10 protein-coding genes are annotated in these 14,671 nt (G+C 49.8%); 7 read left to right on the top strand and 3 right to left on the bottom strand.

Annotation, left to right across the window (positions count from 1 at the left end):
- Positions 1 to 48 precede the first annotated feature (48 nt).
- Entirely contained in the window at positions 49 to 2,106 is a 2,058-nt protein-coding gene (locus DLM86_RS29890) for an alpha-galactosidase (RefSeq protein ID WP_110843721.1), read from the bottom strand.
- A gap of 115 nt (positions 2,107 to 2,221) precedes the next feature.
- Between DLM86_RS29890 and DLM86_RS29885 the strand changes: the two genes are divergently transcribed.
- Positions 2,222 to 3,088 (top strand): AraC family transcriptional regulator, encoded by an 867-nt coding sequence (locus DLM86_RS29885; protein ID WP_110843720.1) that lies wholly within the window; start codon positions 2,222 to 2,224, stop codon positions 3,086 to 3,088.
- Positions 3,089 to 3,220: 132 nt separating this feature from the next.
- Here the strand turns inward: DLM86_RS29885 and DLM86_RS29880 are convergent, their stop codons facing one another.
- Positions 3,221 to 3,508: a hypothetical protein gene (locus DLM86_RS29880; RefSeq protein WP_110843719.1), complete on the bottom strand. Its 288-nt coding sequence runs from the start codon at positions 3,506 to 3,508 to the stop codon at positions 3,221 to 3,223.
- 447 nt (positions 3,509 to 3,955) lie between these two features.
- On the opposite strand from DLM86_RS29880, the gene DLM86_RS29875 reads away from it, so the two are divergent.
- The 6 genes from DLM86_RS29875 (at position 3,956) to DLM86_RS29855 (ending at position 13,999) form a co-directional block, all read left to right on the top strand.
- The gene (locus DLM86_RS29875) at positions 3,956 to 5,863 is read left to right on the top strand and encodes a 3'-5' exonuclease (protein ID WP_110843718.1); all 1,908 of its coding nucleotides are present in this window, start codon (positions 3,956 to 3,958) and stop codon (positions 5,861 to 5,863) included.
- A gap of 817 nt (positions 5,864 to 6,680) precedes the next feature.
- Positions 6,681 to 7,373, top strand: a complete 693-nt coding sequence (locus DLM86_RS29870; protein ID WP_110843717.1) for a restriction endonuclease — start codon at positions 6,681 to 6,683, stop codon at positions 7,371 to 7,373.
- Positions 7,374 to 7,526: 153 nt separating this feature from the next.
- Positions 7,527 to 9,755 carry an MrcB family domain-containing protein gene (locus DLM86_RS29865; protein WP_110843716.1) on the top strand — a complete coding sequence of 743 codons (2,229 nt, stop codon included), beginning with the start codon at positions 7,527 to 7,529 and terminating at the stop codon, positions 9,753 to 9,755.
- The gene (locus tag DLM86_RS29860) at positions 9,727 to 12,018 is read left to right on the top strand and encodes a restriction endonuclease-like protein (RefSeq protein WP_110843715.1); all 2,292 of its coding nucleotides are present in this window, start codon (positions 9,727 to 9,729) and stop codon (positions 12,016 to 12,018) included. The genes DLM86_RS29865 and DLM86_RS29860 overlap by 29 nt, the downstream gene beginning before the upstream one ends.
- A gap of 390 nt (positions 12,019 to 12,408) precedes the next feature.
- Positions 12,409 to 13,341 carry a hypothetical protein gene (locus DLM86_RS31860; protein ID WP_146250329.1) on the top strand — a complete coding sequence of 311 codons (933 nt, stop codon included), beginning with the start codon at positions 12,409 to 12,411 and terminating at the stop codon, positions 13,339 to 13,341.
- 13 nt (positions 13,342 to 13,354) lie between these two features.
- Positions 13,355 to 13,999, top strand: a complete 645-nt coding sequence (locus DLM86_RS29855; protein ID WP_110843714.1) for a hypothetical protein — start codon at positions 13,355 to 13,357, stop codon at positions 13,997 to 13,999.
- A 475-nt stretch (positions 14,000 to 14,474) separates the two neighbouring features.
- On the opposite strand, the gene DLM86_RS29845 is transcribed toward DLM86_RS29855, so the two are convergent.
- On the bottom strand, positions 14,475 to 14,671 hold a 197-nt coding region (locus tag DLM86_RS29845; protein WP_158289719.1), incomplete at its 5' end, for an ATP-binding protein.

Here is a 14,671-nt window from a genome sequence, read left to right as displayed (position 1 = left end):
AAAGGAGCTGCAGCTTACAGGCCGCGGCTCCTTTCGCTGGATATCGATTTATTCCGTCTCCCAGGCGTATCGGTACAACCCGAAGCTTAACGGACGGTTCAGCGAAACGGCGATGCGGCCGTCGCCATCCGGCTGCAGCACAACGGCGTCGCCCGCGAAATCGAGCCGGTCGCGACCTCCCGAGCGGACGAGGCATTCGAGCCGCAACGACGCGCCGCGGTCGCCCCACAGCCGGAACGAGCCGACGGCTTCGTCCGTGTATTCGCGGAACGCGAGTATCAATCCCTCGCGCTCGTTTACAGCGCACTGCAGGCCGGTCCAGCCCGTCCCGGACGGTTCGTCTCCGATCGGCAGCACATGGCCGCGGGACGTCGTCGCCTTCAGCCGGTTGAACAGCGCGATCAGCGGCGCGAGCGTCTCCGCGTCGCGCTCCGACAAGCCGGACAGCTCCATCCAGGCGAGCGGATTCGTAAACATCGTCACCGCGAAGCCGTACGCGATACCGCAGGCCGCCGGCGATAAGGGGTCGTCGCCGTACAGCGCTTCGTTGCGCCCCGGATTGAGGAATTCCATCTGCAGCTTGCCCGCGGGGACGTAAGGCGCAAGCATCCAAATGTTGCGCAGCGTCCAATGCGGGTAGTAGCTTCGGAAATCGGTATACCGGTTCTCCAGAAACAGACAGCCCCCCGCCGTATGGTACAAATAACCGAGCCTCACGCCGTTCGTCGTATCGAGATTGAAGTAAACGTCGCCCGACGCATGCCGGGTCATCTCGTCGAGCATACGCAAAAACCGCGCCTCCCCCAGCTTGCTGCGGATCGATATGCCGTCCAGCTTGAACGAGCGGATGCCGTATTCGTCCCGCATGCGCCGAAGCCAAGCAAGGTCTTCGCGCCAATGCGCGAAGTCGTTCGTCGAGTCCGGGGAGAACCAGAGGCCGAGCTCGATGCCGAGCTCCTTCGCGCGCTGCACGACGGGAGTCAGACCGTTCGGGAACCGTTCGGGATGCACATCCCAAAAGTCGGGCGCCTTCGAATAGTAGTCCGCCCATGTTCCGCCGGTGATGAACGAGTTGGCCGTAACGCCTTTTTGCCAGCCGTCGTCGATCTGGACGTGAGTGATGCCCAGCCGGGCGGCCTGCTCGAGCTCCTTCAGCATGAACGATTCCGTCACCCGGCTGTCGCGGGAGCGGTCGCCCCACGTATTGCTCATGACGAAGGCGTCGCTTTCGGGCCGGCGCGCTTCCAGACAATCGTAGTAGCTGCGGATGAGCCGACACTGCTCCCATTCGCCGCCGCGGTAGACGCCGATCGCGCTGCCGTAGCCTTCCACCCATTCGCCGTGAGCGAGGTCCCGATCGGAAATGCCGGAGCCGGTCACCCATAACGTTTTGCCCGCAATCCGAAAATCGCCGGCCGTACGGTTCAGCTGTCCGAATGGCGTAGGGCTTTCTTTGACGATCACGAGCCCGTTTCGGGTCAAATGATTGCGGATCGACAGGAAGCTGCCGTCGGGCGAATGTTTCTCGCCATCCGTATACAGCAAGCCTTCCTCCGTGCGGACTAAATTGTTGTGGTTGTCGGTCACATCGACCAGCGAAACCGACTTCCAGCGGCAGTGCAGCGCGGCGAGCGGAATATAATCCGTATAGTCCTCCGGAAGCTTCGGGTTCGGGGGGCCTTCGATCGCTGCGGCCGAATCGGCCGGCCGAGCGGCGTCCGAGACTTTGTAAAACAGCGTTTGGCGGATGATCGGCGCTTCGGGATATACGCGGATCAGCCACTTTACGGCGACACGACCGCAATCGGCCGTGACCGTTACGAGCAGATGCTCCGGTTGCCGGCCTTCGGCTTCGACATATTGCGGAGCGACATCGATCGTCGAGAGCGGATGCCTACCTTCGGACAAAGCCGGATGCCGGAACGCCGGTGCGGCGGCAGCGGCTTTCGGGTCCAGCCACTCGGTTTGGGTAAGCCGGTCCGTCACGGACAGCGAAAATACACCGTCGGACCGGAGCGCCCATGTGCGCTCGATCCGCGAGTTCCCGACGGTCAGAATACCGTCGCGGACGTTTGCGAAGCATTGCGAGGAAGCTTGCGGCTTCATGATCGTTTCCCGCCTTTATGATAAAATATTGTTGCCGTGTCTACTACAGCAAGTGTATGAAACCGGGATAGGGCGCGCAAGAGGACGATATTTCGACGTATAGGGGGAAAATATTGTGCTGTCGTCATTCGGGTTTCGCTATACCGAGCCGAATCCCGAGCTGCTGCGCATGTATTCGATCGGCTACCAGGTCGTCTCCGAAGCCGGGTACGACTTCCACGGTTTGCGGCGCAATGTGGAAGGAATGCTGTTCCAATATACGCTGTCCGGCACCGGCTACTTGGAGGTGGGAGACGAGCGGTACCCGGTTCCGAAAGGCCATGCGTTTCTCGTCGAAATTCCCGGCGACCACCGCTATTTCTACGATTCGTCGAGCGGTAAGCCGTGGGAAGTGATCTGGATTCGCTTCGGCGGGGTCATCGCCTCGGCGTATTGGGAGCAGCTGTGCGAGCGGGGCCGCGTGCTATCGTTCGGCAGAGACAGCGAGCCGATCCGGCTGCTGTTCCAGCTGTACGGCGAGGCGAAGGGCGGGAGGCTGGGCGGGGCGATCGAGCAATCGGTCCGCATCTACGAGTGGCTGCTTCACGTGTGGGACGAGGCCGTTCGGGAAGGAAGGGCCGAGCTGCCGCCGCATCCGACGGCCTTTTCCGGCGCGGTCCGGTTTATGAAGGAGCATTACCACCGGCCGATCACGCTTCAGGACATTGCAGACGCCGAGCGGCTGTCCAAATACCATTTCTGCAAGCAATTTCACCGTGAAGTCGGGATGACGCCCATCGCTTACTTGAACAAGGTGCGAATGGAGGAGGCCGTCTCGCTGCTGTCGACGACCTCGCTTCCGATCGCCGATATCGCGCGGATGACCGGCTTCGAAACCCCGGGCTACTTCGCCAAAGTATTCAAGCGGCTCGTGGGCGGCACCCCGACCGAGTATAGGGAGAGCAAGCATGAGCCGGCCGCGTCGGTGATGCGGATTTATTGAGGGGTTGGTCGGTGGGGGCCTTCTTAGCTAGAGCGTTTACCTCGATCCATCAGGAAACCAGATGTAGGCGGTCAGCGACGAAATTTCATATAAAAAGCTCAAGCGCCGGGCTTCCCTAGCCGACGCTTGAGCTTATTTTCTTTTATAAGACTTTTCCCAATCTTTAATAACTTCTGCCTGAGTCCAATACCGATCCCTTAGCCAGCGATATGTTTCCCATTCGTGTATCGCTTGCTGCTTGGTTTTGAAAAAGCGGTAGTCGCAAATAACCCAGGAACAGTACAACTTCCGGTACCATTTTCCGCTTGAACCATCACCCTTGAAGCGGCGCACGGCTTTGCTTGCCTGCCGTTTGCTCCAGCGGGTACCGGGGGTATGGTGATCGGTCCATACGGGTGATTTTTTAACACTTCTGCTCATGTGGCTCTCTAACCCTCCTTGCGGGAAGCTAGAGGCCGTCTAGTATTAGCATAGGTCACCTCAATCCGAAGCCAGATGCTGCTGATATCTAAAAGTCCTTCATACCAAATAGGTTTCTTTGTTGACAAGCTCCTGTAATCAAAATTTTGTTTCAAGCTTACTGCGAGAGATATCATAATTCTCATCATCGAAGCAGACAAAATAAAATGTTCTGATCGTTTCCTGCTTGAGCGTGGAGGAATTCAAAAAATCGAACACAGTTTGAGGGATATTTCAGTTGCGAGCGCAACCCATCCGCCCCCCCCCCCCCCTTCAGAGGCTTTATTTTGGCCATAGAATGTGTTTTGTAAGGCATGCAGGAAACTGTCATACTTTGTATATTCTTTTCCGGTCCCAAGTAATATAATAATAGAAAAATAGGCATTTTGTTCTAGGAGAGTCAGACATATGGCTTATATGGTTCCGGAAACGATTCCGAGAAGCGCAACCGCAGGAGAGCGCATTTTATTCGAAACGCTTAAAGATCATTTGCCGAGCGACTATATCGTCTACTACGAACCCGAAATTCGGGGGAGAAGACCGGATTTCGTCCTTATAGGTCCCGATCTCGGATTGGTTATTCTGGAGGTAAAAGATTATACGAAAGGCACTTTGTATCAAATTAACCATGACGAATGGCTGCTGCGCAATACGAGCGGAGAACTGGTCAAGACGAAGAGTCCGTTAAAGCAAGCGAGAGATAATGCTCGTTTCTTAACCGATCATTTGAAGAAAGATCGAAACCTGCTCCAGGAAGCCGGAACCAATCTCAAATTCCCGTACGGGTACGGCACCGTTTTCACCAGACTCAAACAGGAGGATTTCGTTAGGCTGAATTTGTATCAGGTGATTGAACCTTCGTTCGTCCTGTGCAGAGACGAAATCGACCCGGACGAGGAAAGCTTCTCGCCGGATATCCTGCTCGAGAAGATTCATGGCATGTTTACGGTTTGGCATAAACGAAAAGACGTATTGACGCATGAAGACATCCAGGCGATTCGTTTTCACCTGTTCCCGGAGGTACGAATTAGCGCCGAGTTCAAGCCCCCCACCCAGCATCAAGATCAATTGCTGCTGTCGCTGCATAATATCAAAACGATGGATCTTCATCAAGAAAATATGGCCAAGCAAATCGGCGACAAACACCGGTTGATCCGAGGTGTGGCGGGAAGCGGCAAAACGCTAGTGCTGGCCAGCCGGGCCAAGATGCTCGCCAAAACCGAGCCGGATTGGAAAATTCTCGTTCTATGCTACGGCATCCCGTTATCCCGGAGCTTGAAGCAAATGATTGAGCGAATGATGAATGAGCCGGACGATTTGTTCGATCTGATCAATCCGGCCCCCTCGGTTAACGAGAAAGGATCGAAGATCGAGGTATATAATTTTCATGAGTGGCTTCGGAACAGCCTGCGCATGAAAGACACCGATATACCCGCGCTCTTGGAGAAAGCGAGCAAAAACGAAGCGATTTTGCCGACCTACGATGCGATCATGATCGACGAGGGGCAAGATTTCGAAGCGGATTGGCTGAAGCTGCTAGGCTGCTGCTTGAATCCAGATACCCAATCGCTGCTTCTGGTAGAAGATCGGGCGCAAACGATATTCAAAAGAAAATCGAGCCTGGTACAGGATATCGGTCTCGATTTCCGTGGGCGCTCCAAAGTATTGTCGATCAATTACCGGAACACGGCACAAATCGTGCAATTTGCTTGGGACTTTTACCAAGAGCATTCTCAATTGAAAAAGACCGTACAGGAAGGCTCGATCGAAGGCGTCGAGATTATTCCGCCCCAATCGACGAAGCGGAAAGGCCCGGAGCCCATTATCAAGAGCTTCCGAAATATCGGGGAGGAAATGAACTTCGTCTCCAAATCGATCACGTTTCTTCAACAGGAGAAGCGAATTCCGCTGCAGGATATAGCGATTCTGTATCGGGTCAAAAATAGCCATCAAATTTCGTATATCGACGAAATCAAGCGAAGTCTGGAAAGTCACGAATTGCCCTACACCTGGATTACGGAAAACGCAGAATCGAAGCGAAATTTTGTGCGGGATGAGCCTACTGTCAAAATCTCCACCATCGATAGCGCAAAAGGGCTCGATTTCCGCGTGGTCTTCATCGTGAATGTGGAGAGCATGCCGTTTCCTTTGGAAGAAGTCGAGGAACGTGAAGTTTCGCTATTCTACATTGGCATGACACGAGCATTGGAATGGCTGTTCCTCACCTATAGCGGTGAATCCAAGTTTACGCAGTACCTTGATGCGGTGAACAAGCGGCGGAGCGAGCGTCCGACGTCGGGGGCACAGTTGGGGTGAGGGCTCTCATTCCAAAGGGTGATAGTTAGCAGATCATGTTGGAGCGGCCGGAGTCCTAAGCGAATCGGTAGAAGATTCTCGATATATTCAACACGTAGAGGTGGTACATGATATTCATTCGAGCGAGAAATTCCATCACGCCCGGCCTGTAAGGGATGAATGTGCTCCCCTTGGCTCCTTTGCAGGCTGGGCCTTATCCCAAGGGGCGTGATGGTATGAGAAGCAAGTACAGAAACCGAACTCGTGCTTATTACCGGCATCATCGAAGCAGAGTGATTCAGCGTAAAAGCAAGATTGCCAAGGAGCTCGGTTGGCATGTAAAGCATGTAGGGAGATTTGCCAAGGGCAAGGTCCATTGTTCGTGTTACTATTGCAGGGAAAAGACAAGCGAATTAGGGTTGCCTAAGTCTGATCTTGTAAGGTTTGAATGTAAATACGAGGAGTAAGCAGTGTTTTCGTATGGGTCAGCCGGAGTTATTCCGGTTGGCCTTTTTTATAACAATTTTGTTTTTGTAAGGTAGAGGGCTATAACTCGTTTATCCGCGAAACGGTTTGTCTATCCCCGTTGTGGCAATAACCGCACCTTCATCCGGTTCATCTCCCATAGAAGGAATTGACTGGAAAACGTCGAATGATGTTAAAGTGAGTCGAAAGTCTTGGAAAATGATCCGGTCTACCTAGGCGAACCTGATAAGGCAGATCAGAAACGGTTGCTTACGATGGTAGATAAAAACTTGGTTTTTGTCTGAAATGGCTACAATGGTGGTTTGATCTTGAAATGAACGATTAGTAGATAATCTTAGAACGGAGGATTAAGATGGGGAGAACTTATAGATCCGAAGGGAAGCAGGTCGCGTACTTCTTCAGGGGCTTATTTATTTTAAGCGGGTTATCGATCTTTTTCTATACCGACCTGAAACAGATATGGTGGAGTTTTTTTGTTATTCTGTTCGTTAGCGTTCTCGTGTCTGAAGTTTTGGGGAGCCTGTGGGTTCGTAAAAGAAGGCAAAGTAAACAAACTCGAAAACGACAGTCGCCTAACACAACTACCAAGTCCATGAAAACAAACGTGAGCCATAAGCAGAATACGGTTCAGGATTTAATGGAGGCCGATGTTCGGGCGCTTTCCGGCAACGATTTTGAAAAGCTGATGGAGCAGTATTACCGTGATCAAGGCTACCAGGTGGAGCGAATCGGGGGTTCTGGCGATCATGAAGTGGATTTGATTCTGAAAGGCAAAGAAGGATATAAAATTGCGGTTCAATGCAAGCGTTGGAAGCAGGATGTCGGGAATGACATTGTACTTCGCCTGAAGGCAGGCAAACAAGTTCATGGCTGTTACGACGCTTGGATCGTAACGACAAGTAATTTTACTAAAGCGGCCCGAGAAGCTGCTGAGAGGCTTAACATTAAACTGATTAATGGTTTGATTCTTGACGATATGCTGAAGAAGTGGAAGCGAGAAAAGGCAGGGAAAGCAAGTCCCGTGTTAAAAACGAGCAAACGTTAAAGGGCGAGTGAACAAACACAGATTTGAAAGGGTAAGCCGACGAAAGAACAGTCTGTGGCCAATTTCTTTTCGATGATTTTGTTACGAACACGTGACGTGAAATAGACAATCTTTTAAGCTGAAAAACCAATCCAGACTACCTAGGTGATCCCGATGACACTTCCTGCAAGCTTAACGGGCATCTTCGCCCATAAACAAAAATCATACAAAATGGTTCTCGTGCTCGCAGTCCTCGACATGATGGAGGAACAGAAGAAGCAGGAGGTACCGATAACGCTCGCGAGGACGCAATTCCTAAAGCAGCTCCAATCTCGAGAGTCGCAAGGTCTGCCTGTTGACACACCACCCGAGAGCTTGGGGCCACGCTGGAGCGAAATACAGGGCTATCAAATCAACAGCCTGATCCGGACACCCATCGAGGCGTTATCTTCAGTCCTCGTCCACGACACGGGCAAACATACGCTTCGATTCGTTGATAGCCTACGCGCCCAGTGGTCGGAATCGGTTGCTCAAGAACTGCGCGAGCTTGCTTTACGTGAGCTGGACGCTTATTACGAATCCCAACAACCCTTGACCAGCGTGTCGCTTCGCGAACATCTGTTGAAGGTGATGTCAGAGTATACCGCCGCGAAGCGCGAACCATTCTCCAGTCACCCGCTGGGCACGTTCGTGCGGCATACGATTCCGCAAGAGCTCCATGGGCTGCCTTTTATCGACCGACAGCTGCGCATCCAAGGCTCGGTCGGGATGGGCAACTGGGCAACGGTCCCATGGATCGCCATCATGGATCGGCGCATAACGGAAACGACTCAGCAAGGAGAATATATCGTTTACCTGTTCGCGCATGACATGAGTGCCGTCTATTTGGCTTTCCACCAAGGCGTTACCGTTCCTTTAAAGGAAAAGGGGAAAGTTGAAGCTTACAAGTACCTTCGACAAAAGGCTGCTGAAATCCAGGCGAAGCTACCACTTGGGGGGATGCGAAAGGACCAGGATATCCAACTGATGTCGACCGGACTTGGCCAAGACTACCAAGCTTCAACCGTGGCTTATTACCGCTACGACCGAGACCGTATGCCGTCCGACGAGCAATTACTCGCAGACCTCAAGAATGTGGTTGAAAACTATAAACTGTACGTGGAGCTCACTCTTAACCAACCTGATGGTGGACAGGAGGAGCAGGTTCTCAATCCGACTCCAGATGAGGTGCTTCTGCCCGTGACACCGATCTCAGTGCCGGCACAGCTGAAAGCGATTCAAGCCTATATCCAGCAGAAAGGCTTCCACTATCCTGAGCATCTCATCGAGAACTTTTACTTATCGATGAAGACGAAGCCGTTTGTTATTTTGGCCGGTGTATCGGGTACGGGGAAGACGCGTCTGGTTAAGCTCTTCGCTGAAGCACTTGGGGCAACGAGCGCCAACCGACAATTCACTCTAATCCCGGTTCGTCCCGACTGGAGCGATCCGTCTGACCTGCTCGGATACAAGGACTTGTCTGGTGTGTTCCGCCCAGGCAAGCTGACAGAGGTGCTGGTAGAAGCAGCTCAACCAGTCAATCGGGATAAGCCATACTTCATTTGTCTGGACGAAATGAACCTTGCCCGAGTCGAGCATTATTTCAGCGACTTACTCAGCATTCTCGAAACGCAAGATTGGGAGGACGGACACATTGTGACCGCGCCGCTCATTCAGCAGGAAGCGTTGTCGCTGGAAGAAGATCGGGAGAGATTCGGGGATTTGCGTCTTCCCGACAATGTGTACCTGATCGGAACCGTCAATATGGACGAGACGACCCATCCGTTCAGCAAAAAAGTGCTGGACCGCGCCAACACGATCGAATTTAACTATATTAACCTTGCTCAATTCCCGAGCGCCGGAGACGAGGGTGCCGAGCCACAGGCCACGCCTGCATCGAATACCTTTTTACGTACCGAATATTTGCAGCTGGTGGATGTTTATCGAGATTACAAGTCCCTAGTCGAAGAGACGACCGAGAAGCTGGTCTCCATAAACGGCATTTTGGAAGAGATTCATTCGCATGTCGGATTCCGTATTCGTGACGCCATCTGCTTTTATATGATTTATAACGAACGGTTCCAATTGCTGAACCCAGATGCGGCGTTCGACTTTCAACTGCTACAGAAAATATTGCCCCGTGTGCAAGGAAGCAGCTCCTCCGTAAAAAGAGTGCTGCTCAAGCTCATGGAAGAAGCACTCGGCCGTCGACTAGCCACACAGGAACTAATGGAGGATGCCTCCGAGCTGTATGCTTCGGTTTCGAAGATCGATAGCGCAAAGTACCCGCTTAGCGCCAGAAAAATCGCCTTCATGCTGCGGAGGTTAGAAGAAGATGGCTTCACGTCCTACTGGCTTTCCTAATACTCAGATCGAATTGCTGCGAGTGGAGACCAATCTGTTCAACTTGTACATCCAAGGCAAGCCGTTTCATCCGACCGTGGAGACGTTGCAGCTTCATCGCCAGTCCGGAGAAGAGTGGGTGGAGGCGCACTTTCAGATTTCATCGTTGATGTCATCGATTGCGGTCGAGTCGATCGCTGTCTTTTCACAAGAGCGGGGGGAATTGGTCCCATGGGTGTCGGGGAATCCTGTCCAACCGATCTTCTACGAGACACAATCGTACGAACTCGTTATTGAGAAAAAACAAGACATAGCGTTAAGCTTCCATCACGATAGCGCCTATATCCGTCAAGCGATCAAGCCGTTAGGGAGCAGGTTGCTATCCGGTATCTTGAATTTCCAAAACGAAGTCGGCCACACCGAGCTAGAGCTTCGATTGAATGGAGAGGCGGCATTCCGGTTGCAGCTTGAGATTTTCCCGTCCAAGATGGACTACAAGCGCGACTATCAGATGATCCTAAACGATGTGAATGAAATCATCTACAACCTTTCCTTTGATTTCTTGCGGAAGACGTATCACTTAACGGGGTTAAAGGAAACGCAGCATCAGAGTTTAACCGAGTTTTTCGCCATTCTGCAGCATGTGTTCAACCAACTCGTACAAGCCGTCGAGCGAATTCAGCAAGCGCCCCATTCCAAGCTCCAAGTGGAGAAGCGGCTCGTTGAGGCCGCGCGGGTTCGTAAAGCGGGGAGGGAGAACGTTACTTATCTCGCTAAACATCCGCAGCTGCTTGTAGAAGATGCGAACAACGGATTGATCTCGGTTGGTGCTCAGCGCTATACGCCGAGCCATGCCCTGGAGACGAAACGGTATGTTGATTACGATACGCCGGAGAATCGGTTCGTCCGTTGGGTGCTGCTCCGTATTCAGCAAAAGCTTAAAGATTTGAAGACGAGATTAGCACAGAAAGGGCGTTTAGAAGACCCGCACCTGGTGCGGAAAATTAGTTTGATGCAAACGCAGCTCCAAAGGTTGTTGAAGCTGGACTTTCTGAACGTGGGCGATATGCGGCAAATGTCCATCTCACTCGTCCTGCAGATGGCGGTCGGTTACCGCGAGGTGTATCGGTATTACCTCATGCTGATGAAGGGACTCGCGATCCAGAGCGATCTGTTCCGCCTGTCTATGAAAGATCTTGCTTTGTTGTACGAGTATTGGTGCTTCCTGAAAATCCACCACCTGCTCAGCCAGCAGTATGTGCTCGTGAAGCAGGACGTCGTCCGAATCGATCGCAGTGGACTGTTCGTTACGCTGGACAAAGGGCAGAGCTCCAGGATGGTGTACCGGAATCCGAAGAACGGTGAGACGTTCACCTTGTTCTATAACGCCTTGTCGGCTGGGGACCAGACACCGACGCTTCCCCAGAAGCCCGATAACATCCTGACGTTGAAGAAAAACAACGCTTTGGTGGAGTACAAATATATTTTCGACGCTAAATATCGCCTGAACCCAGCTTATGAGGGTACACCCTACCACCGTTCCTACAAGATGCCCGGCCCCGAGGAAGACGACATTAACACCATGCACCGGTACCGGGACGCGATTGTCTACATGGATGATAAGGAGAAACAATACGAACGAAGCATGTTCGGGGCTTATGTGCTGTTCCCGTATCATGACGAGGAACGGTTCCAACAGCATAAGTTCTACAAAAGCATCGAGCAGATCAATATCGGCGCTTTCCCGTTCTTGCCGAACTCGACGAGCCTTATGGAGAAGTTTCTGGACGAAATCATCAAGGACAGTCCAGAGAAAGCTTACGAGCGAGCAACCCGCCCTCGGGGAACGAAGGAATACTACAAGAACAAGTTCTCCGGCAAAAACGTTCTGATCGGCGCCTTGAGCCAGAAGGAGCAGTTGGACGCTGCCCTAGAGCATCGCTTTTACCATACGCCGCTAAACAATATTACGGATCATAAACTGCTGACACAGATCGAATACGTGGCGCTGTATCAGTCCATTCAGTTGTTTGGGCGGGATGAGGCCGGGATCCATGTATACGGAAAGGTGGCCGATTGGAAGGTGGTACCGAGGCGGGAGATTACGCTGATTCCTTCGCGGCATGGCGCCGCGGATGAGTTGTATGTAGTTTTCACGATCGAGGAGTGGGTGAGAAGGGCGAAGCCGATTTTACCGGGTGGGAACGGCGTGCAGCGGGTTATGTATGCGAGTAAACATGTGTTTGATCGGGCGGGGGACTTGGGGGAGTTGTACTCACGGTAGCTTTGAAAATACATTGGTCAAGTAAGATATGTGCCCGCGTACAACACATCTGGAGTGTATAGTTTCAACTTACCATATTGACGAATAACGGGAGATAAACCCATGCCGTTAAATAGTTCTAAATAGATTTTAATGGTACAAATGTATTCCAGATATTCATTGGAAAATGGCCAGGTGCAAAATATTATCTGACAACTTTTTTGTTGGTTAATTAATATTCACTTTTTTTGTGCTAACAAACTCGTAGCAATTCAGGCTGACACTGAATGACTTTTGTATATTTTCTTTAATTTGCCGATGTGATAGAATAAACAGGAACAAACGTTCCTATCTATCTCTTTTTCGATTTGAAAATAATGGGATAAGTTGTGAAAAGGGATGTGAGTCCAAATGCCAAGAATTCGAAAAAAAACGTTTTCAGTACTCGCAATGAGGATCAGAACTCCCAAATTGAATTTTCAATCAAACGACTTACAAGTAAATCGTTTTGATTTAGATGATGTTGAAGCCTACCTAAACTACATTAAGGCGTTACAGACACGCCCCCAAGATTTGGGGGACAGATTTATTTTTCTCGAACAATTTGATGATAATTATCATAATAATTATTATAGTGGTTGGTTTATTTCAGCTCGCTACGGTGAGATACCGGATTGGATTGATGCAAGGACAATGGAAAGAAGGGCTAACAACAAGAGAATTACTGAGGGCGAAGAGAATAGAACTTACTTTGTTCTTGAGAAAACTACAGGCTTACTTTTACTTCAATCTGATAACAAGCGCATTGCAACAGGGGCGACGGTTGATAACTACTTGCGTTCTAAAATTGATGGATTTGAATCATACATTAATTCCTATAATCGTAGTCATGTAGGAAGATTGATGATAAATAAAGAAACGTTTATTCAACTTGATTACTCGATAGATACAACTTTTATGGGTGAAGTAAGAAGATTGGCGCGAATTAAAAAAACAACGATTCAATGTACTGTTGCAAACGCAAGACAGAATAATGTTGTAACGGCAATCAGTAATCAATTAAATGGTGTTGAACAGTACGACGAAGTGGAGTTTTCTATTGTTAATAAGGAACGAAGAATGGGTGTTCGGGGGATTGAAACTTTTCTTGAGAATTTGCAAGATCGCGAACTATATAGGAATGTAATTGTTCAAGGAACGACTACAATGGGGCGTCCTAAGACAATAAGTTGGGAAAATCATGCTAAAAAATTTGAAGTTAAAGTTCAGATTAATACAAATGGTTTAGTCTATCAGGATGATATGATTAATCAATTAATTACGTTGGCTACACAAAACCAATAGGGTGATGGTTATAATGAGTATTGAAACGAAGGTGAAAAAAAAGGGGAAAACGAATGATTTCGTAATTGCAATTTGGAAAGATTATCGAAGATATTCTTCAAAAGAGGAAGTATCCTATGATTGGAATGTTCCCAAATTAATCGCTTGTTTGGTGGCATTAATTGCAATAATTGTAATCAAAGATGCCATAAGTGTAGTTTCAATCCTGAAAGATTTTAATAATATTGCTCTCACGGTGGTTGCAATACTGGCTGGATTTAACACAGCCAGTCTATCAGTGATTGCCGCTTCTAATACCAAGGTACTTGGGAACTTATATGCGTCGGTAAGACAAGACGGCGTTGAAGGTTCTTCGAACTTACTGAGGCAAACGGTATCTCTTTTTGGTTATTCAATAATTATTGAACTTGCAATATTGGTCATTGGAGCAATTCTAATTTTCGTTTTTAATGGACTCAGCACTGCGTTAACTCATCTCCCCGATCTGAGGTACTCAGATTTATACGAAAAGTTCCTCGTAGCAGTACTCTCTTTGCCCTGGATTTCCTTTGTTTTCCATAGCCTGTTCATATCGATCCGAAACATTTCTATTTTGTATAACTATATACTGTACCTTGGACATCAAGCGAAGGAAGACAATGATAGCGAGGGATTCTAAAATAATAGTATAATAGAAAGAAAGTGAAACTAACAAGTGTTGAGAATACTTCGCTGGTAGTAAGGAGTTGAGGGGTTGAAAGATTGGATCCCCCGTGGTTTACCAAAAACAATTAAAGACGGCAGAGATGCCGTTTTTTTGTATTATGAATTCTATAAGGTGCAAGCAATTTACGTCGTTGAATAAAGAAGATCTAGTATTTTTGGCGGCAGTGCAAGCGGATAAGTGGGGAGATCGTATCATGCTGTCGGAGATCGCGAGGGTCTGTCAAGAATTTTCGTATTATGAGGTTAGCCAGCTTAATCTGGTTAACCTCTTTTTGATTATAATAGCTGTAGCCGGGGAGAACGATCAAGAATTGGGGCGAATGAGCCCGTTACACAAACTGTTGACCCGCTATTGTGCAAACCATGATTAAGCTGGTTGAGACAATCTTGATCTCGTATAACACGCGAAGCTATTGTCAACGCCGGAATTAATTTGACCCACTAGCGCCGGGATAATTTTGACCCACCTGTGTGCCGGGCGTCGAATAGATTCCGGTTTTTAGTTTTTCCTTGAGCCGGTAGCTGTTCCCTCGGATGTTCACGACATGGGAGTGATGCAGTAAGCGGTCGAGGACAGCTGTTGCAAGAACGGGATCGCCCATAAGTTCGCCCCACTCGCCAAAGC

The organism is Paenibacillus flagellatus (assembly GCF_003217775.1).
GTDB lineage: Bacteria > Bacillota > Bacilli > Paenibacillales > NBRC-103111 > Paenibacillus_AB > Paenibacillus_AB flagellatus.
This window is presented reverse-complemented; position numbering and strand designations above follow the sequence as displayed.

Excerpts from the sequence above, each read along its gene's own strand:
- DLM86_RS29875 (WP_110843718.1), top strand. The coding sequence starts at position 3,956 with ATGGCTTATATGGTTCCGGAAACGATTCCGAGAAGCGCAACCGCAGGA.
- DLM86_RS29890 (WP_110843721.1), bottom strand. The coding sequence starts at position 2,106 with ATGAAGCCGCAAGCTTCCTCGCAATGCTTCGCAAACGTCCGCGACGGT.
- DLM86_RS29855 (WP_110843714.1), top strand. The coding sequence starts at position 13,355 with ATGAGTATTGAAACGAAGGTGAAAAAAAAGGGGAAAACGAATGATTTC.
- DLM86_RS29860 (WP_110843715.1), top strand. The coding sequence starts at position 9,727 with ATGGCTTCACGTCCTACTGGCTTTCCTAATACTCAGATCGAATTGCTG.
- DLM86_RS31860 (WP_146250329.1), top strand. The coding sequence starts at position 12,409 with ATGCCAAGAATTCGAAAAAAAACGTTTTCAGTACTCGCAATGAGGATC.
- DLM86_RS29865 (WP_110843716.1), top strand. The coding sequence starts at position 7,527 with ATGACACTTCCTGCAAGCTTAACGGGCATCTTCGCCCATAAACAAAAA.
- DLM86_RS29880 (WP_110843719.1), bottom strand. The coding sequence starts at position 3,508 with ATGAGCAGAAGTGTTAAAAAATCACCCGTATGGACCGATCACCATACC.
- DLM86_RS29870 (WP_110843717.1), top strand. The coding sequence starts at position 6,681 with ATGGGGAGAACTTATAGATCCGAAGGGAAGCAGGTCGCGTACTTCTTC.